Origin of the sequence: Alishewanella sp. HH-ZS, assembly GCF_001704375.1 — a bacterium.
In the GTDB taxonomy this organism is placed as follows: domain Bacteria; phylum Pseudomonadota; class Gammaproteobacteria; order Enterobacterales; family Alteromonadaceae; genus Alishewanella; species Alishewanella aestuarii.
The window spans coordinates 1-17,371 of record NZ_LZEJ01000047.1; the positions used below are offsets into that span (position 1 = coordinate 1).

The 17,371-nt window shown below is 48.4% G+C and carries 30 protein-coding genes; all 30 read left to right on the forward strand.

Features of this window, described 5'->3' with window-relative positions; translation table 11 throughout:
* The first annotated feature begins 109 nt into the window (after nucleotides 1-109).
* The 30 genes from A9165_RS14640 (at nucleotide 110) to A9165_RS14780 (ending at nucleotide 17,201) form a co-directional block, all read left to right on the forward strand.
* Nucleotides 110-1,849, forward strand: coding sequence for an acyl-CoA dehydrogenase family protein (locus A9165_RS14640; RefSeq protein WP_065956454.1), 1,740 nt, complete (start codon nucleotides 110-112; stop codon nucleotides 1,847-1,849).
* A 246-nt stretch (nucleotides 1,850-2,095) separates the two neighbouring features.
* Nucleotides 2,096-2,407 carry a 30S ribosomal protein S10 gene (gene rpsJ, locus A9165_RS14645; RefSeq protein ID WP_008899121.1) on the forward strand — a complete coding sequence of 104 codons (312 nt, stop codon included), beginning with the start codon at nucleotides 2,096-2,098 and terminating at the stop codon, nucleotides 2,405-2,407.
* A 29-nt stretch (nucleotides 2,408-2,436) separates the two neighbouring features.
* Nucleotides 2,437-3,075: a 50S ribosomal protein L3 gene (rplC, locus tag A9165_RS14650; protein ID WP_008609595.1), complete on the forward strand. Its 639-nt coding sequence runs from the start codon at nucleotides 2,437-2,439 to the stop codon at nucleotides 3,073-3,075.
* 18 nt (nucleotides 3,076-3,093) lie between these two features.
* A complete protein-coding gene (gene rplD, locus A9165_RS14655; RefSeq protein WP_008609594.1) occupies nucleotides 3,094-3,699 on the forward strand; it encodes a 50S ribosomal protein L4 in 606 nt (201 codons plus the stop codon).
* A complete protein-coding gene (rplW, locus tag A9165_RS14660; protein ID WP_008609593.1) occupies nucleotides 3,696-3,998 on the forward strand; it encodes a 50S ribosomal protein L23 in 303 nt (100 codons plus the stop codon). The genes rplD and rplW overlap by 4 nt, the downstream gene beginning before the upstream one ends.
* Nucleotides 3,999-4,014: 16 nt before the next feature.
* The gene (gene rplB, locus A9165_RS14665) at nucleotides 4,015-4,839 is read left to right on the forward strand and encodes a 50S ribosomal protein L2 (RefSeq protein WP_008609592.1); all 825 of its coding nucleotides are present in this window, start codon (nucleotides 4,015-4,017) and stop codon (nucleotides 4,837-4,839) included.
* A 16-nt stretch (nucleotides 4,840-4,855) separates the two neighbouring features.
* Nucleotides 4,856-5,134 (forward strand): 30S ribosomal protein S19, encoded by a 279-nt coding sequence (gene rpsS / locus A9165_RS14670; protein WP_008950795.1) that lies wholly within the window; start codon nucleotides 4,856-4,858, stop codon nucleotides 5,132-5,134.
* A gap of 10 nt (nucleotides 5,135-5,144) precedes the next feature.
* Nucleotides 5,145-5,477, forward strand: coding sequence for a 50S ribosomal protein L22 (gene rplV / locus A9165_RS14675; RefSeq protein ID WP_008224490.1), 333 nt, complete (start codon nucleotides 5,145-5,147; stop codon nucleotides 5,475-5,477).
* A 9-nt stretch (nucleotides 5,478-5,486) separates the two neighbouring features.
* On the forward strand, nucleotides 5,487-6,200 hold the full coding sequence (rpsC, locus tag A9165_RS14680; RefSeq protein WP_008609590.1) for a 30S ribosomal protein S3: 714 nt from the start codon (nucleotides 5,487-5,489) through the stop codon (nucleotides 6,198-6,200).
* 12 nt (nucleotides 6,201-6,212) lie between these two features.
* A complete protein-coding gene (gene rplP, locus A9165_RS14685) occupies nucleotides 6,213-6,626 on the forward strand; it encodes a 50S ribosomal protein L16 (RefSeq protein ID WP_008950796.1) in 414 nt (137 codons plus the stop codon).
* Nucleotides 6,626-6,817, forward strand: coding sequence for a 50S ribosomal protein L29 (rpmC, locus tag A9165_RS14690; RefSeq protein WP_008609588.1), 192 nt, complete (start codon nucleotides 6,626-6,628; stop codon nucleotides 6,815-6,817). Before rplP ends, rpmC begins: the two co-directional genes overlap by 1 nt.
* The gene (rpsQ, locus tag A9165_RS14695; protein ID WP_008950797.1) at nucleotides 6,817-7,074 is read left to right on the forward strand and encodes a 30S ribosomal protein S17; all 258 of its coding nucleotides are present in this window, start codon (nucleotides 6,817-6,819) and stop codon (nucleotides 7,072-7,074) included. The genes rpmC and rpsQ overlap by 1 nt, the downstream gene beginning before the upstream one ends.
* Before the next feature lie 226 nt (nucleotides 7,075-7,300).
* Nucleotides 7,301-7,669, forward strand: a complete 369-nt coding sequence (gene rplN / locus A9165_RS14700; RefSeq protein ID WP_008224481.1) for a 50S ribosomal protein L14 — start codon at nucleotides 7,301-7,303, stop codon at nucleotides 7,667-7,669.
* Between the two features lie 9 nt (nucleotides 7,670-7,678).
* A complete protein-coding gene (gene rplX, locus A9165_RS14705) occupies nucleotides 7,679-7,993 on the forward strand; it encodes a 50S ribosomal protein L24 (protein WP_008609586.1) in 315 nt (104 codons plus the stop codon).
* Between the two features lie 19 nt (nucleotides 7,994-8,012).
* Nucleotides 8,013-8,552 (forward strand): 50S ribosomal protein L5, encoded by a 540-nt coding sequence (rplE, locus tag A9165_RS14710; RefSeq protein ID WP_008609585.1) that lies wholly within the window; start codon nucleotides 8,013-8,015, stop codon nucleotides 8,550-8,552.
* A gap of 11 nt (nucleotides 8,553-8,563) precedes the next feature.
* A complete protein-coding gene (gene rpsN, locus A9165_RS14715; RefSeq protein WP_008609583.1) occupies nucleotides 8,564-8,869 on the forward strand; it encodes a 30S ribosomal protein S14 in 306 nt (101 codons plus the stop codon).
* Between the two features lie 21 nt (nucleotides 8,870-8,890).
* Nucleotides 8,891-9,283 (forward strand): 30S ribosomal protein S8, encoded by a 393-nt coding sequence (rpsH, locus tag A9165_RS14720; RefSeq protein WP_008609582.1) that lies wholly within the window; start codon nucleotides 8,891-8,893, stop codon nucleotides 9,281-9,283.
* A gap of 15 nt (nucleotides 9,284-9,298) precedes the next feature.
* Nucleotides 9,299-9,832 carry a 50S ribosomal protein L6 gene (rplF, locus tag A9165_RS14725; protein WP_065956455.1) on the forward strand — a complete coding sequence of 178 codons (534 nt, stop codon included), beginning with the start codon at nucleotides 9,299-9,301 and terminating at the stop codon, nucleotides 9,830-9,832.
* Nucleotides 9,833-9,841: 9 nt separating this feature from the next.
* Entirely contained in the window at nucleotides 9,842-10,192 is a 351-nt protein-coding gene (rplR, locus tag A9165_RS14730) for a 50S ribosomal protein L18 (protein WP_008609579.1), read from the forward strand.
* A gap of 9 nt (nucleotides 10,193-10,201) precedes the next feature.
* The gene (gene rpsE, locus A9165_RS14735) at nucleotides 10,202-10,705 is read left to right on the forward strand and encodes a 30S ribosomal protein S5 (RefSeq protein WP_008985232.1); all 504 of its coding nucleotides are present in this window, start codon (nucleotides 10,202-10,204) and stop codon (nucleotides 10,703-10,705) included.
* A gap of 6 nt (nucleotides 10,706-10,711) precedes the next feature.
* Nucleotides 10,712-10,894: a 50S ribosomal protein L30 gene (gene rpmD / locus A9165_RS14740; RefSeq protein WP_065956456.1), complete on the forward strand. Its 183-nt coding sequence runs from the start codon at nucleotides 10,712-10,714 to the stop codon at nucleotides 10,892-10,894.
* Nucleotides 10,895-10,897: 3 nt separating this feature from the next.
* Nucleotides 10,898-11,332, forward strand: coding sequence for a 50S ribosomal protein L15 (gene rplO, locus A9165_RS14745; protein ID WP_008950798.1), 435 nt, complete (start codon nucleotides 10,898-10,900; stop codon nucleotides 11,330-11,332).
* Between the two features lie 15 nt (nucleotides 11,333-11,347).
* A complete protein-coding gene (gene secY, locus A9165_RS14750; RefSeq protein ID WP_065956457.1) occupies nucleotides 11,348-12,676 on the forward strand; it encodes a preprotein translocase subunit SecY in 1,329 nt (442 codons plus the stop codon).
* Nucleotides 12,677-12,697: 21 nt separating this feature from the next.
* On the forward strand, nucleotides 12,698-12,811 hold the full coding sequence (gene rpmJ, locus A9165_RS16685; protein WP_008950799.1) for a 50S ribosomal protein L36: 114 nt from the start codon (nucleotides 12,698-12,700) through the stop codon (nucleotides 12,809-12,811).
* A gap of 132 nt (nucleotides 12,812-12,943) precedes the next feature.
* Nucleotides 12,944-13,300 carry a 30S ribosomal protein S13 gene (gene rpsM, locus A9165_RS14755; RefSeq protein ID WP_065956458.1) on the forward strand — a complete coding sequence of 119 codons (357 nt, stop codon included), beginning with the start codon at nucleotides 12,944-12,946 and terminating at the stop codon, nucleotides 13,298-13,300.
* 11 nt (nucleotides 13,301-13,311) lie between these two features.
* A complete protein-coding gene (gene rpsK / locus A9165_RS14760; protein ID WP_008609573.1) occupies nucleotides 13,312-13,701 on the forward strand; it encodes a 30S ribosomal protein S11 in 390 nt (129 codons plus the stop codon).
* Between the two features lie 33 nt (nucleotides 13,702-13,734).
* Complete coding sequence (gene rpsD / locus A9165_RS14765) at nucleotides 13,735-14,355, forward strand: 30S ribosomal protein S4 (protein ID WP_065956459.1); 621 nt, start codon at nucleotides 13,735-13,737, stop codon at nucleotides 14,353-14,355.
* A 23-nt stretch (nucleotides 14,356-14,378) separates the two neighbouring features.
* Nucleotides 14,379-15,368, forward strand: coding sequence for a DNA-directed RNA polymerase subunit alpha (gene rpoA, locus A9165_RS14770; RefSeq protein ID WP_008950801.1), 990 nt, complete (start codon nucleotides 14,379-14,381; stop codon nucleotides 15,366-15,368).
* 39 nt (nucleotides 15,369-15,407) lie between these two features.
* Nucleotides 15,408-15,803 (forward strand): 50S ribosomal protein L17, encoded by a 396-nt coding sequence (gene rplQ, locus A9165_RS14775; protein ID WP_008950802.1) that lies wholly within the window; start codon nucleotides 15,408-15,410, stop codon nucleotides 15,801-15,803.
* Nucleotides 15,804-15,941: 138 nt separating this feature from the next.
* A complete protein-coding gene (locus tag A9165_RS14780; RefSeq protein ID WP_065956460.1) occupies nucleotides 15,942-17,201 on the forward strand; it encodes a serine hydrolase in 1,260 nt (419 codons plus the stop codon).
* Nucleotides 17,202-17,371 lie beyond the last annotated feature (170 nt).

Genomic DNA, 17,371 nt, shown 5'->3' on the forward strand with positions numbered 1-17,371 from the left:
AAGGCTCCGTAAGGGGCCTTTTTTATGCCTTTAAGCAAATTCAAACACTTGTTTGACTACCCTAGCTGTGCCATAGTTCTCACTCATCGGTCCAGTTTAGGAGTAGAGCATGAGTCTGTATCAGGCACCCCTCAATGATATCCAGTTTAACCTGTTTGACGTCTGGCAATTAGATCAGTATTGGCAACAGCAGCCGCAGCTGCACGACTTGATTGAGGCAGATACTGCCAAAGCTATTCTTGAAGAGGCCGCTAAAATTTGTGAGCAGCAACTGGCGCCTTTTAGTCAGGCCGCTGACCAGCGTGGCGCTCAGCTAGCTGATGGTAAGGTTACGCTACCGGAACATTATTACAGTGCCTATCAAAGCCTGAGTGAGGGCGGCTGGACCGGTTTAAGCGGTGATCCGGAATACGGCGGCATGGGGATGCCCAAGGCCTTGTCGATGATGGTCGACGAGATGCTCTGTAGTGCTGATATTGCCTTTTCACTGTATCCGGGACTGACTGCCGGAGCCTGTGTTGCCTTGCTGCAACATGCAGATGATGCAACCAAAGCGCTGTACCTGCCAAAGCTCTACAGCGGGGAATGGTCGGGTACTATGTGTCTGACCGAAGCGCACGCCGGCTCAGATCTGGGTATTATGCGAACTACGGCCAAGCCGGCAGCGGATGGCAGCTATCAAATCAGCGGTAGCAAAATCTTTATTACCGCCGGTGAGCATGACCTTACCCGCAACATTATCCACCTGGTGCTGGCCAAATTGCCGGACGCTCCAGCAGGCAGCAAGGGTATCTCCCTATTTCTGGTGCCGAAGTTTTTACTTAACGCAAACGGAGAGCCGGCCGAGCGCAATAACGTCAGTGTTGGCTCTATCGAACACAAAATGGGTATTAATGGCTCGGCAACCTGTGTGCTAAATTTTGATGGTGCTACCGGTTATCTGATTGGTGAGCCACACCGCGGTTTGGCCTGTATGTTTACCATGATGAACTACGAGCGTTTGTCGATGGGTAGTCAGGGATTGGGCGCTGCAGAGCGCGCTTATCAAAATGCCTTGGCCTATGCCAAAGACCGTTTGCAGGGTAGAACCGTCGGGCGTGATCCGAACAAAGCCGACCCGATCCTTGGCCATCCTGATGTGCGGCGGATGCTGTTAAATATCAAAACCCTTAACGAAGCAGGCCGAACCTTTGCGACCTGGGTTGCCAGCTTACTGGATAAGGCAAAATATGATAATTGTAAGCTCTCGGCTGACCGTGCCAACCTACTGACGCCGATCACCAAAGCCTTTATGACGGATCGTGGTTTGGATGCCTGCGTTAACGCACAGCAGGTATTCGGTGGTCATGGCTATATTAAAGAATGGGGTATGGAGCAGCTGGTGCGGGATGTACGGATTGCTCAGATCTATGAGGGGACAAATGGTATTCAGGCGCTGGACTTTGCCTTGCGCAAGGTGGCGGCCGACCAGGGCGGCGTGCTGCGGCAGCTATTGACAGAGATCCATACTGAGGTCAGTACAAAGCCCAATGCCGCTGCTGAACTACTGTTAACTGCGGCAGTTCAGCTACAAGATTGTGTTGCAGCTCAACTGGCGAAGGATACGACGCAACAGGCGCTGGATGCCTGTGACCTGCTGGATGCGGTAGGCTATGTGCTCTATGGCTATATGTGGTACAAGAATCTGGCAGCGCTTGATAGCGAAAAGCATAGCGCCGATTTTATTGCCGCTAAACAAGGTGCGGCACACTGGTATCTGCGTCGGGTTATGCCAAAGGCGCAGGCATTGTTTGCCCAGCTGGGCGCCGATGGCAGCGCCGCGCTGCAACTGACAGACGAACAATTCTAAAATCTGATTGGTGTTACTGTTGATCGTTTTATAATCAATGCTTGCAATATCGGCTGGGGTGTATATAATACGCCGCCAGTCGATATGATTCTGGCTGGTACAAACACCGGCAAGTCCTGTTAGGCAGAGTGTTTGTTGATAAGCTCCCGATTGGGGAGCACTTGAAACTAGGTGCATAGGCAAAGCCAAAATGGCTGCTTGCTTATGTTTATTTTTGCTCTTTTTGCTCTTTGAGGCTTTGATACAATGAGTAATCAAAGGATACGCATCCGTCTGAAAGCGTTCGATCACCGCTTGATCGATCAGTCAACTATGGAAATCGTTGACACAGCTAAGCGTACTGGCGCCCAGGTTCGTGGTCCAATTCCACTGCCAACCCGTCAGGAACGTTTTACTGTTCTGATTTCTCCTCACGTCAATAAAGATGCGCGTGACCAGTACGAAATCCGTACTCACAAGCGTTTAATCGACATCGTTGAACCAACTGAAAAAACAGTTGATGCGCTGATGCGTTTAGATCTGCCAGCTGGCGTTGACGTTCAAATCAGCCTGGGCTAATCAGACAGGTTTTTAGAGAGGTTTAGGAAATGGCTATCGGTCTTATCGGTCGTAAAGTGGGTATGACTCGCGTCTTCACAGAAGATGGCGTTTCTATCCCAGTAACCGTAATCGAAGCAACACCAAACCGCGTTACTGCTGTTAAAACTGAAGAAGTTAACGGTTATAACGCGCTGCAAGTAACTACTGGTGCAGTTAAGGCAAGCCGCCTGAACAAGCCAGACGCAGGTTTCTTTGCAAAAGTCGGTGTAGAGGCGGGTCGTGGTCTGTGGGAATTCCGCCTGCAGGATAACGAAGGCGCTGACATCACTGTTGGTAGCGAGATTACTGTCGAAATTTTCGCAGAAACAAAGAAAGTAGATGTAGTAGGTACATCTAAGGGTAAGGGTTTTGCTGGTGCGATCAAGCGCTGGAACTTCCGTGCCCAGGATACGACTCACGGTAACTCTTTATCTCACCGTGCCCCTGGTTCAATTGGTCAAAACCAATCACCAGGTAAAGTATTCAAAGGTAAGAAAATGGCTGGTCACTTAGGTAACGAGCGCGTAACTGTGCAGTCGCTGGAAGTGGTTCGTGTTGATGCAGAGCGTAACCTGCTGTTAGTAAAAGGCGCAGTGCCTGGTGCTATCGGTGGTGACGTGATCGTTAAACCAGCTGTTAAAAGCTAACGTCTGAGGAGAGAAGTGATGGAATTAGCATTACGAGACGCTCAAGGCGTTCTTGAAGTTTCCGAAGCTACCTTTGGACGTGAGTTTAACGAAGCTCTGGTACACCAGGTAGTCGTTGCGTATGCAGCTGGCGCCCGTCAGGGTACCCGTGCTCAACTGACCCGTTCAGAAGTACGTGGTGGCGGCAAGAAGCCATGGCGTCAAAAAGGTACTGGCCGTGCCCGTGCCGGTACAATCCGCAGCCCAATTTGGCGTAGCGGTGGTGTGACTTTTGCTGCTAAGCCGCAAGATCACAGCCAGAAAGTTAACCGTAAAATGTATCGCGGTGCAATCAAGAGCATTCTGTCTGAATTAGTTCGTCAGGACCGCTTAATTGTTGTTGAGAACTTTGGCGTTGAAACACCAAAAACCAAAGACTTAACTGCAAAACTGAAAGCGATGGATTTAAAAGACGTTCTGATCGTTACTAACGAAGTTGACGAGAATCTGTTCCTGTCTGCCCGTAACCTGTACAAGGTTGACGTGCGTGACGTACACGGTATCGATCCGGTCAGCTTAATCGCATTCGACAAAGTGTTAATGACTGCTGCTGCAGTTAAACAACTTGAGGAGCTGTTAGCATGATCCGCGAAGAACGTTTACTGAAAGTGATTCTGGCTCCGCACGTTTCTGAAAAGAGCACTAACGCGGCAGAAAAACACAACACTATCGTTTTCAAAGTAGCTACTACCTCTACCAAAGCTGACATTAAAGCGGCCGTAGAAAAACTGTTTGAAACAGAAGTAGTAGGTGTTCGTACTGTTAACGTTAAGGGTAAGACCAAGCGCACTGGTATGCGCATGGGCAAGCGTAGCGACTGGAAAAAGGCCTACGTCACTCTTAAAGAAGGCAGCGAAATCGATTTTGTTGGCGGCGCTGAGTAAGAAGAGGAGTTAGGAAATGGCACTTGTTAAGTGTAAACCTACGTCACCAGGTCGTCGCCACGTATTAAAAGTGGTTAACCCTGACCTGTACAAAGGCAAGCCTTATGCACCTTTGTTAGAGAAGAACGTTAAGACTGGTGGTCGTAACAACAACGGTCGTATCACTACCCGTCATATCGGTGGTGGTCATAAACAGCATTACCGCGTTGTTGACTTCAAACGCACTAAAGACGGTATTCCGGCTAAAGTAGAGCGTTTAGAGTACGATCCAAACCGTACCGCTAACATTGCATTAGTACTGTATGCAGACGGTGAGCGTCGTTACATCCTGGCACCGAAAGGTCTGAAAGCCGGTGATGCGGTGGTTTCTGGTGTTGATGCACCAATCAAACCAGCCAATACCTTACCACTGCGGAATATCCCGGTAGGTCAGGTAGTACATAACATCGAAATGAAACCAGGTAAAGGCGGTCAGCTGGCTCGTTCAGCAGGCGCTTTCGCTCAGATCCTGGCCCGTGACGGTGAGTATGTAACTCTGCGTCTGCGTAGCGGCGAAGTACGTAAAGTATTAGCTGACTGCCGTGCAACCATTGGTGAAATCGGTAATGCCGAACACATGTTACGTCAGTACGGTAAAGCGGGCGCAATGCGCTGGCGCGGTATCCGTCCAACGGTACGTGGTGTGGTAATGAACCCGGTAGATCACCCGCACGGTGGTGGTGAAGGTAAAACTTCAGGTGGTCGTCACCCAGTTACACCTTGGGGCGTACCAACTAAAGGTTACAAGACTCGTTCAAACAAGCGTACTGATAAACTGATCGTACGTCGTCGTGATAAATAATTTGTGAGGAATTGCCATGCCACGTTCTCTCAAGAAAGGTCCATTTATCGACCTTCACTTGCTGAAGAAGGTAGAGAAAGCGTTGGAAAGCGGTGACAAGAAGCCTATTAAGACTTGGAGCCGTCGTTCAATGATCATACCTGATATGATCGGTTTGACCATCGCTGTCCATAATGGTCGTCAACATGTACCTGTGTTCGTCTCAGAAGAGATGATCGGTCACAAGTTAGGTGAATTTGCACCTACTCGTACCTATCGTGGTCATGCCGCCGACAAAAAGGCCAAGAAGCGTTAAGGGGTAAATAATGCAAGCATTAGCGAAACACAAATTTGCCCGTTCTTCTGCACAAAAAACTCGTCTGGTTGCTGACCAGGTGCGTGGTTTGCCAGTAGATAAGGCGCTGAACGTACTGACTTACAGCCCGAAGAAAGCTGCTGAGTTAGTTAAAAAGGTTCTTTTATCAGCCATTGCCAACGCTGAGCACAATGAAGGCGCGGACATCGACACGCTGAAAGTTAAGACCATCTTCGTTGATGAAGGTCCGTCTATGAAGCGTATCAAGCCACGTGCTAAAGGTCGTGCTGATCGTATCGTCAAGCGTACCAGCCACATTACTGTGGTTGTAGCTGATAACTAGGAGTGAGAAATGGGACAGAAAGTACATCCTAATGGTATTCGCCTAGGTATCACTAAGCCATGGAGCTCAACCTGGTTCGCGAATACAAAAGACTTCCCGGATTTCCTGAACGGTGACTATAAAGTTCGTCAGTACCTGACTAAAGAACTGAAAGCAGCCTCAGTAAGCCGGATCGATATCGAGCGTCCTGCGAAAAGCATCCGTGTGACTATCCACACTGCTCGTCCAGGCGTGATCATCGGTAAAAAAGGTGAAGACGTTGAGAAGATCCGTAAGCAAGTAGCCGCTATCGCTGGCGTACCTGCGCAGATCAATATCTCTGAGATCCGTAAGCCAGAGCTGGACGCAAAATTAGTTGCTGATTCAATCAGCAGCCAGTTAGAGCGTCGCGTAATGTTCCGTCGTGCCATGAAGCGCGCGGTACAAAACGCTATGCGTATTGGTGCTAAGGGTATCAAGGTACAAGTAAGCGGCCGTTTAGGCGGTGCTGAAATTGCCCGTGATGAATGGTACCGCGAAGGCCGTGTGCCACTGCACACCCTGCGTGCTGACATCGACTACAATACCTCAGAAGCACTGACTACTTACGGTATCATTGGTGTGAAAGTGTGGATTTTCAAAGGCGAGATCTTAGGTGGTCTGCCTCTGCAAAATAACGCCAACAACGCCAACAATAACAACCAGCCTAAAGCGCCGAAAAAACCGGCTCGTAAGGCTAAGTAAGGGTATTGAGCGATGTTGCAACCAAAACGTACAAAATTCCGGAAAGTGCACAAAGGCCGTAACCGCGGTCTGGCCTTAGTTGGCGATAAAGTCAGCTTCGGTACCTATGCACTGAAATCTGTAGAGCGTGGTCAACTGACTTCACGTCAAATTGAATCTGCACGTCGTGCTATGACGCGGGCTGTTAAGCGTGTTGGTAAGATCTGGATCCGTGTGTTCCCGGACAAACCAATTACTGCTAAGCCGCTGGAAGTACGTATGGGTAGTGGTAAAGGTTCTGTTGAATACTGGGTATGTCAGATTAAACCTGGCAAAGTCCTGTATGAAATGGACGGTGTGTCTGAAGAGTTAGCGCGCCACGCGTTCTCACTGGCTGCTGCTAAGCTGCCATTTAAGACAACCTTTGTAACGCGGACGGTAATGTGATGAAAGCCAGCGAATTGAAAACCAAAAGTGTTGAAGAGTTGAACACTGAATTGTTAGGTCTGTTACGTGAGCAGTTCAACCTGCGCATGCAAGCAGCTACTGGTCAGTTAGCTCAGACTCACTTATTGAAGCAGGTGCGTCGTGATATCGCGCGCGTTAAGACCATCTTAACCGAGAAGGCAGGTGCGTAATGACTGAAACTAACACCCGTACACTGCAAGGTAAGGTGATCAGCAACAAGATGGACAAGTCTATCACTGTTGCGATCGAGCGTTCGGTGAAACACCCAATCTATGGTAAGTTCATCAAGCGTACTACCAAGCTGCACGTACATGACGAAAACAATCAGTGTAAAGAAGGCGACGTTGTCACTATTCGTGAATGCCGTCCACTTTCCAAGACTAAGTCCTGGACTCTGGTTGCTGTCGTTGAAACAGCTGCTGAGTAATCCTCAGTGACTTGAAAACGGCTCCTTCGGGAGCCGTTTTTGTTTTTAAGACAGTCAGTTTGCTGCGGTTAAGTGGAGTGCCGGTTCGGCCGAATTGTTTTTATTTTAAACTACCACTTTTGCATAACTGCTGTTATAATCACGCGCCCTTCCTTTAGGGAGGGTTTTTATTATCGTAAGCAGCGTAACCTGAGAAGGTTACTTAGTAGAGTAGCGGAGCACTAAGATGATCCAGATGCAATCTATGCTGGAAGTCGCAGACAACAGCGGCGCGCGCAGCGTAATGTGTATTAAGGTCTTAGGTGGTTCGCATCGCCGTTATGCTGCAATTGGTGACGTCATCAAAGTTACTGTTAAGGAAGCCATTCCTCGCGGTAAAGTGAAAAAAGGTGACGTTCTGAATGCAGTGGTGGTGCGTACAGCTAAAGGCGTACGTCGTCAGGACGGGTCATTAATCCGTTTTGATCGTAATGCAGCAGTGTTGTTAAACAACAAGCTGGAACCGATCGGCACCCGTATTTTCGGGCCTGTAACACGTGAACTTCGTGGTGATAAATTCATGAAGATCGTGTCTCTGGCACCAGAAGTACTGTAAGGAGTCAGCATGGCTAGCAAAATCCGTCGTGATGACGAGGTAATTGTTCTTACTGGTAAGGACAAAGGTAAGCGCGGTAAAGTGACTAAAGTTTTAGTTTCTGAGAACCGTGTTTATGTTTCAGGCGTGAATCTGGTTAAGAAGCACCAGAAACCTGTTCCGGCTATCAACCAGCCAGGCGGTATCGTCGAGAAAGAAGCCTCAATTCATGTTTCAAACGTAGCGATTTTCAACCCTAAAACGGGTAAAGCAGATCGCGTAGGTTTCCGTTTTGAAGATGGCAAAAAAGTCCGTTTCTTCAAATCGAATAACGAAGTAATTTAATTGCTATTGGAGTAATACGATGGCGAAACTGCATGAGATTTACAAAGACACCGTAGTCCCAGAACTGATGAAACAGTTCGGCTACACCAGCGTCATGCAAGTCCCTCGGATTGAAAAAATCACACTCAACATGGGTGTGGGTGAAGCCGTAGCTGACAAGAAGATCCTTGAGAACGCGGTAGCTGATTTAACAGCTATCTCTGGCCAAAAGCCATTAGTGACCAAGGCGCGTAAGTCAGTAGCCAGCTTCAAAATCCGTCAAGGCTACCCTATTGGCGCAAAAGTGACCCTGCGCGGCGAGCGTATGTGGGATTTCTTAGAGCGTTTAGTCTCTATCGCTATCCCGCGTATCCGTGACTTCCGTGGCGTAAGCTCGAAGTCATTCGATGGCCGTGGTAACTACAGTATGGGCGTACGTGAGCAAATCATTTTCCCTGAAATCGATTACGATAAAGTAGATGCAGTACGTGGTTTAGATATCACTATTACTACAACTGCTCGTAGCGATGACGAGGGTCGTGCATTACTTGCCGCGTTCAACTTCCCGTTCAAGAAATAAGGTGTAGGGTCATGGCAAAACAATCAATGAAAGCACGTGAATTAAAGCGTGCACAACTGGTAGCCAAGTTCGCTGCTAAGCGTCATGAACTGAGAGATCTGATTGCTAATCCGGCCACTTCTGATGAAGACCGTTGGGCTGCAGTTCTTAAGTTACAGACGTTGCCGCGTGATTCAAGCCCATCACGTCAACGTAATCGTTGCCGTGTAACAGGTCGTCCACACGGTTATCTGCGCAAGTTCGGTATGAGCCGTATCAAGGTTCGTGAAGCTGCAATGCGCGGTGAAATTCCTGGCCTTCGTAAGGCTAGCTGGTAAGAATCACGGGAGTAACGAGCTATGAGTTTGCAAGATCCAGTAGCGGATATGTTTACTCGCATCCGTAACGGCCAAGCGGCTAACAAAGTTGCGGTTAAAATGCCTTCTTCAAAACTGAAGACGGCAATTGCGAAAGTATTGAAAGACGAAGGTTACATCGCCGATTTCGCGGTATCTGGTGACGTTAAGCCAGAGCTGGAAGTGACATTAAAGTACTTCCAGGGCAAATCTGTAATTGAAACTATCGATCGTGTTAGTCGTCCAGGCCTGCGAATCTATAAGAAGAGCGGCGAATTACCTAAGGTAATGGGCGGTTTAGGTGTGGCCATCGTGTCAACATCTAAAGGACTAATGACTGACCGTGCCGCGCGCAAGGTTGGTATCGGTGGCGAAATCATCGGCTACGTAGCGTAACGGAGGTAGTAATCTATGTCTCGTGTTGCTAAGGCCCCAGTCACTCTGCCAGCCGGCGTTTCTGTAACGCAGAACGGTCAGGTAGTGGCACTGAAGGGCAAAAACGGCGAGTTAACATTAAATGTTAACCCAGCGGTTGAGATCGTTGTTGATGGTAACGTACTGCGTACTGTACCACGCGAAGGTTTCGAAAACGCTAACGCACAAGCGGGTACTGCCCGTGCACTGCTGAACAGCATGGTTATCGGTGTGACCGACGGCTTCACTCAGAAGCTGGAATTAGTAGGCGTGGGTTACCGTGCTAAAGCTGAAGGTAAGGTATTAAACCTGAGCCTGGGCTTCTCGCACCCGGTAGCGTTCCAGGTTCCTGCTGGTATCACTATTGAAACACCAACTCAGACCGAAATTCTGGTTAAAGGTGCTGATAAGCAGTTAGTTGGTCAGGTATCTGCCAACATCCGTGCATATCGTAAGCCAGAGCCTTACAAAGGCAAGGGTGTACGTTATGCGAATGAAAACGTGCGTCGTAAAGAAGCGAAGAAAAAGTAAGGTAGGACGATGGATAAGAAACTTGCTCGTCTGCGTCGTGCCAAACGCGTCCGCAGAAATATTATCGAACAAGGTGCGAATCGCCTGGTGGTACACCGTACCCCACGTCACATCTACGCTCAGCTGATCGCGCCAAATGCCGAAGTGATTGCTGCTGCTTCAACTGTTGAAGCCTCTATCGCAGAATCTCTGAAGTACACTGGTAACGTAGAAGCGGCCAAGGCTGTAGGTAAAGCGATCGCCGAACGTGCAGTAGCCAAAGGCGTTACTGCTTGTGCTTTTGACCGTAGCGGCTTCCGCTACCATGGTCGCGTGCAGGCGTTAGCAGACGCAGCGCGTGAAGCCGGTCTTCAGTTCTAGGAGTAGCTCATGGCTAACGAAGAAGTTAAACAACAATCTGACTTACAAGAGAAGCTTGTTGCTGTTAACCGCGTGTCAAAAGTGGTAAAAGGTGGTCGTATTTTCAGCTTCACCGCTCTGACAGTGGTAGGCGATGGCAATGGCCGTGTTGGTTTCGGTTATGGTAAAGCGCGCGAAGTTCCAGCTGCTATTCAAAAGGCAATGGAAAAAGCCCGCCGCAACATGACTCAGGTTGAATTAAATGGTAACACACTGCACCACCCAACTAAGGGTGTGCACTCAGGTTCGAATGTTTATATGCAGCCAGCTGCAGAAGGTACAGGTCTGATCGCCGGTGGTGCTATGCGCGCCGTGCTGGAAGTTGCCGGTATCCAGAACATTCTGTCTAAGTGTTACGGTTCAACCAACCCAATTAACGTAGTTCGCGCCACTATCAACGCGCTGGCGGCTGTTAAGTCTCCGGCTCAGGTAGCGGCAAAACGCGGTTTACGCGTTGACGATATTCTGGGGTAATTTGCCATGGCGAAGAAAACAATTAAAGTCACCCAAGTGAAGTCAAGCATCGGTCGTTTACCGAAGCACAAGGCTTCATTACTGGGTCTGGGTTTACGTGGTATCGGTCACACCGTTGAAGTTGAAGACACTCCTTCAGTTCGCGGTATGATCAACGCCGTTTACTACATGGTTAAAGTGGAGGAGTAACAGATGTTATTAAATACTCTTGCTCCAGCACCAGGTGCCAAGAAAGAAAAGCGCCGTCTGGGCCGTGGTATCGGTTCTGGCTTAGGTAAAACCGGTGGCCGTGGTCACAAAGGTTTAAAATCACGCTCTGGCGGTAAAGTACGTCCAGGTTTCGAAGGCGGTCAAATGCCTCTGAAGCAGCGTTTACCTAAGTTCGGTTTCACTTCTCTGAAATCTCTGGTTTCTGCTGAAGTACGTTTACACGAAATCGCTGCTGTTAACGGTGATGTGGTTGATCTGGCTTCATTAATGGAAGCTAACATCATTGCCCGCACTGTGAAGTTCGCTAAAGTTGTGCTGTCTGGCGAGATCACTCGTCCGGTAACCGTAAAAGGTTTAGGCGTAACTAAAGGCGCGCGTGCAGCAATCGAAGCCGCTGGCGGTAAAGTCGAAGAATAATAAGGATAGTACGCAATGGCTAAACCAGGTTCGGACTCAAGAGCAGCAAAAGGCGGATTCAGCGAGCTGAAATCTCGTCTGTTGTTTGTGCTCTTAGCCATAATCGTTTTCCGGTTAGGCTCATTTGTGCCAATTCCTGGAATTGACGCCACCGTGCTAGCTCAGTTATTCGAGCAACAAAGAGGTACCATCGTTGAAATGTTTAACATGTTCAGCGGTGGTGCTCTCGAGCGTGCTTCGGTCTTTGCGTTAGGCATTATGCCGTACATCTCAGCCTCTATTATTGTACAGTTATTGACGGTAATGCATCCGGCAATGGCTGAACTGAAGAAAGAGGGTGAGGCTGGCAAACGCAAAATTAACCAATATACACGCTACGGTACCTTAGCATTAGCGATTTTACAGTCTATTGGTATAGCTACTGGCTTGCCAAATATGATGCCAGGGTTAGTACTTAACCCAGGTTTTGCATTTTACTTTACCGCGGTAATCAGCTTGGTTACCGGCACCATGTTCTTAATGTGGTTAGGTGAGCAAATTACAGAACGCGGCATCGGTAACGGTATTTCGCTGCTAATTTTCACCGGTATTGTTGCTGGCTTCCCGTCTGCTATTGGTCAGACGATTGAGCAGGCACGTCAGGGCGATTTGCACTTTTTACTGTTAGTAGCTATTGGTGTGATTGTTATTGCGATTACCTGGTTCGTAGTGTTCTTTGAACGCGGCCAGCGTCGTATTGTGGTTAACTATGCCAAGCGTCAGCAAGGCCGTCAGGTATTTGCCGCGCAAAGCAGCCATTTACCGTTAAAGGTTAATATGGCCGGTGTTATTCCACCGATCTTTGCCTCTAGCATTATTCTGTTCCCTGGCACTATTGCCAGTTGGTTCGGATCAGGTGAGGGTATGGTAGCCAACTTCTTACAGGAGTTAGCGCTAACATTATCTCCGGGACAACCGCTGTATATGATGTTATACTCAGCAGCGATTATTTTCTTCTGTTTCTTCTATACTGCGTTGGTATTCAACCCGCGTGATACAGCTGACAACCTGAAGAAGTCCGGAGCCTTTATTCCTGGCATCCGTCCTGGTGAGCAGACATCAAAATACATTGATAAAGTGATGACGCGGTTAACCTTAGCCGGTGCCCTGTACATTACCTTTATTTGTTTGGTTCCTGAATTCATGATGGTGGCGTGGAACGTACAGTTCTACTTCGGTGGTACATCGTTACTGATTATCGTCGTCGTTATCATGGACTTCATGGCACAGGTACAGACGCATCTGATGTCGCATCAGTATGATTCTGTGCTGAAAAAGGCAAATCTTAAAGGCATAGGCCGTTAAGATATTTTGCGGAGTTAAGTTATGAAAGTACGAGCTTCCGTTAAGAAGATCTGCCGTAACTGCAAAGTGATCAAACGTAATAACGTCGTTCGCGTAATTTGCAGTGAGCCGAAGCACAAACAACGCCAAGGCTAATAGCAGAAAATTACGATAAGGCGGGCTGAACTTTTAGTTGAGCCCCTTTATTGTTTGCAATATGAGCGCCATTTGAGTATCCTTACGGGCTTTTCAAATTGGCACCTTTTAATTTCAGATAGGAGAACGTTAGTGGCCCGTATCGCTGGCATTAACATCCCCGATAATAAACATGCAGTGATTTCACTGACTTATGTTTATGGTATCGGTAAGACCCGCTCAAAAGCTATTTTAGCTGCAGTGGGTATCGAAGAGACAACGAAGATCGCAACTTTAAGCGATGCTCAGCTGGACTCTTTACGTGACGAAGTTGCAAAATACACCGTTGAAGGTGACTTGCGCCGTGAAATCACATTAAACATTAAGCGTTTAATGGACCTGGGTTGCTACCGTGGCCTGCGCCACCGTCGTAGTCTGCCGGTTCGTGGTCAGCGCACTAAGACAAATGCGCGTACCCGTAAGGGCCCACGTAAAGCGATTAAGAAATAAGGTGATTCAACATGGCTAAAGCACCAGTTCGTACTCGTAAACGGGTAAAAAAGCAAGTTTCAGATGGTATGGCTCATATCCATGCTTCTTTCAACAACACCATTGTGACGATCACTGATCGTCAGGGCAATGCACTGTGCTGGGCAACTGCCGGTGGTTCAGGTTTCCGTGGTTCACGTAAATCTACACCATTCGCTGCTCAGGTAGCTGCAGAGCGTGCAGGTGCTGCTGCACAAGAATATGGTCTGAAAAACCTTGAAGTCTTTGTGAATGGCCCAGGCCCAGGTCGTGAATCAGCGATTCGCGCACTGAATGCCGCTGGTTACAAAATCACAAATATCACCGACGTGACGCCAATCCCGCATAACGGTTGCCGTCCACCTAAAAAACGTCGCGTGTAATCACAGCGCTTCACGGATTATTGGAGAAAGAAGATGGCAAGATATTTGGGTCCTAAGCTCAAACTGAGTCGTCGCGAAGGTACAGATCTGTTCCTGAAGAGCGGCGTGAGAGCAATCGATTCAAAGTGTAACTTAACTACAGCTCCTGGTCAGCACGGTGCCCGTCGTGGCCGTCTGTCAGACTACGGTTTACAGTTACGCGAGAAGCAAAAAGTACGTCGTATTTATGGCGTATTAGAAAAGCAGTTCCGTAATTACTACAAAGAAGCTGCGCGTTTGAAAGGTAATACCGGTGAAAACCTGTTAGCGTTGTTAGAGTCTCGCTTAGACAACGTGGTATACCGGATGGGTCTGGCTAGCACGCGTGCAGAAGCACGTCAGCTGGTAAGCCACAAAGCAATCATGTTAGATGGTCGCGTGGTGAATGTTCCATCACATACTGTATTACCTGAACAAGTTGTTTCAGTTCGTGAAAAAGCGAAAAAGCAAGCCCGTATCGGCGCTGCTTTAGAGCTGGCTGCACAACGTGAAAAGCCAACTTGGATCGAAGTAGACTCAACGAAGCTGGAAGGCGTATTCAAACGTCAACCTGAGCGTTCAGATCTGTCTGCTGACATCAACGAACAGTTAATCGTCGAGCTTTACTCTAAGTAAGGCTAATTGTTAAGAGAGGATATATGCAGGGTTCTGTCACCGAATTCCTTAAGCCGAGATTAGTTGGTATCGAAAGGATCAACCCAACTCGTGCCAAAGTTACTTTGGAACCACTTGAGCGCGGTTTCGGGCATACCTTGGGCAACGCGTTACGTCGTATTCTGTTATCGTCCATGCCAGGTTGTGCTGTGACTGAAGTAGAAATCGACGGCGTGCTCCATGAGTACAGTGCCAAAGAAGGTGTACAGGAAGATATCATTGATATCCTTCTGAACCTGAAAGGCCTCGCCGTACGCCTGGAAGACAAAGACGAAGTCACCCTGACTTTAACGAAAAAAGGTGCCGGCCCTGTAACTGCTGGAGACATCCAGCGTGGCGACGGTGTGGTAATCGTTAATCCTGATCATGTTATCTGCAACCTGACTGGCGAAACTGAATTCAGTATGCGCCTGAAAGTTGAGCGTGGTCGTGGTTATGTGCCTGCATCAGCTCGTTTTTCCTCAGACGATGACGAACGTCCAATCGGACGTCTGTTACTGGATGCGTCTTTCAGCCCGGTAGAGCGTATTGCTTACACCGTTGAAGCCGCCCGGGTAGAACAGCGTACCGACCTGGATAAACTGATTATCGACATGGAAACCAACGGCACTGTTGAGCCAGAGGAAGCCATTCGTCGCGCAGCAACAATTCTGGCTGAACAGCTGGAGTTCTTCGTTGAACTGCGTGATAAGAGTGAGCCAGAGAAACGTGAAGAGAAGCCGGAGTTCGATCCGATTCTGTTACGGCCGGTTGATGATTTAGAGCTAACGGTTCGTTCTGCTAACTGCTTAAAGGCAGAGCAGATTCAGTACATCGGTGATCTGGTGCAGCGTACCGAGGTTGAGCTGTTGAAAACGCCTAACCTGGGTAAGAAGTCACTTACCGAAATCAAAGACGTGCTGGCATCACGCGGTTTATCTCTGGGCATGCGCCTGGAAAACTGGCCGCCAGCTAGTTTGGTAAACAAAGACTAACCAGATACCAGTTCCTGGTTTAGTGAGAAGGAATAGATCATGCGCCATCGCAAGAGTGGTCGTCAATTAAATCGGAATAGCAGCCACCGTACTGCAATGTTCCGCAACATGGCAAGCTCGTTGGTGAAGCACGAAATCATCAAAACGACTTTGCCAAAAGCTAAAGAGTTACGTCGTGTGATCGAGCCATTGATCACTCTGGCAAAGAACGACAGCGTTGCAAATCGCCGTCTGGCTTTCGCCCGTACTCGTGATAAAGAAGTGGTAGGTTTATTGTTCAACGTATTAGGCCCGCGTTACAACGCGCGTCCAGGTGGTTACACTCGTATTCTGAAGTGTGGCTTCCGTGCGGGTGACAATGCACCTATGGCTTACATCGAATTAGTTGATCGTCCGGAAACGGCACTGCCAGTTGAAGAAACTGCAGCTGAGTAATCACTGATTCTCGTAAAAACCGGGCTTATGCCCGGTTTTTTTATGCCCTTTTTTTGTCTGCTGCTTTGTGCGGGTGATATCGTTTCTTTATGCTGGTTTTATCGTTAAGATAAAATTTTACAGCTATCGGGAACCCGCATGAGAATCTTTGCCTGTTTGTTACTTGTTCTAACACTCTATCCGCAAACGACGTTGGCGCAGCAGGATCCTTGCCAGCATTTTCCAGCGGCTAGCAGTTGCCAACCCTTGCTCCCTTTGCTTGAGCAAGGTCAACAGCAGTCTGCGTTATTAAAGCAGGTGCTGGCGGCAAGTGAAGCTTATCAGCTACAGATCCTTTATACCCGTATCGAATTACCCACAGCTGATGGCCAGCTACCGAAGCTCCATTATTACCACTACCGGGTACAACCTGAGCACTACTTCTATCCGGCCAGTACAGTGAAGCTACCGTTGGCAGCTCTGGCCTTGCAGTGGTTGAATGAACAGGCAACACATGGCCTAACTCTGGACACGACCATGCTGACCGATAGTCAGCGTCCACCGCAAACCGCGGCACATAGTGATAGCAGTAGCGAAACCGGCTTACCCAGTGTTGGGCATTATATTCAGAAGATTTTACTGGTTAGCGATAATGACGGTAGTAACCGCCTATACGAATTAATGGGCCAGCAATATATAAACGAGCAATTGAAAGCGAAAGGTCTGACAGCGACTATCATCAACCACCGCTTAAGTGTGCCCTTTAATGATGAAGATAACCGTTATTTTAACCCGATACGTTTTGTCGATGCCGCGGGTAATACATTATTGGCATTGCCAGAGCGACAGATCGCTGAGTCCTATGCCAATCCGGATCAGCCTAAACTTGGCAAAGCTTACTATCAGCGCGGTGAACTGATCGCGCAGCCGATGGACTTTACCTATAAGAACCGACAGTCGCTGATAGACTTTGATGGTGTAGTTAAACGTATCCTGATGCCGCAGCTGTTTCCGGTGCAGCAGCGCTTTAACATCAGTGAATCACAACGGCAATTTCTACTGCGCTATATGCGGATGCTGCCCCGGCAAAGCCAGTATCCAGCCTACCCGGAATCGGAATATCCGGATACCTATGTGAAGTACTTTTTAAAAGGCGACACGCAACAGCGCTTGCCTGAGTATATCCACTACCATAATAAAAACGGCCAGGCCTATGGTCATGTAATAGATGGCGCCTATATCGAAGATACTAAGCATGGGATCGCCTTCTTCCTGACAGCGATCCTCTATACCAATGCGAACCAGATCCTTAATGACGATACTTATGAAACTGACAGCATAGGTCAGCCGTTCCTGCGTGAACTGGGCTCCTTGTTATATCAGCAGGAGTTATTGCGACTACAGCAAGCCAGCGATTAAGTTTGAGATCGCGTCATACGGCGAGTGATCCGCTGAACTTTGCAGCGGATCGCGCAAAAGATCGCCCATCCCAACAAGGATCGTTTAAAAAACACCCGAACGATCCTTTTTCCTGAAAAAAGATCTTGAACAAGTTTTTCGGATCTCTATAATGCGCATCCACAGACGGG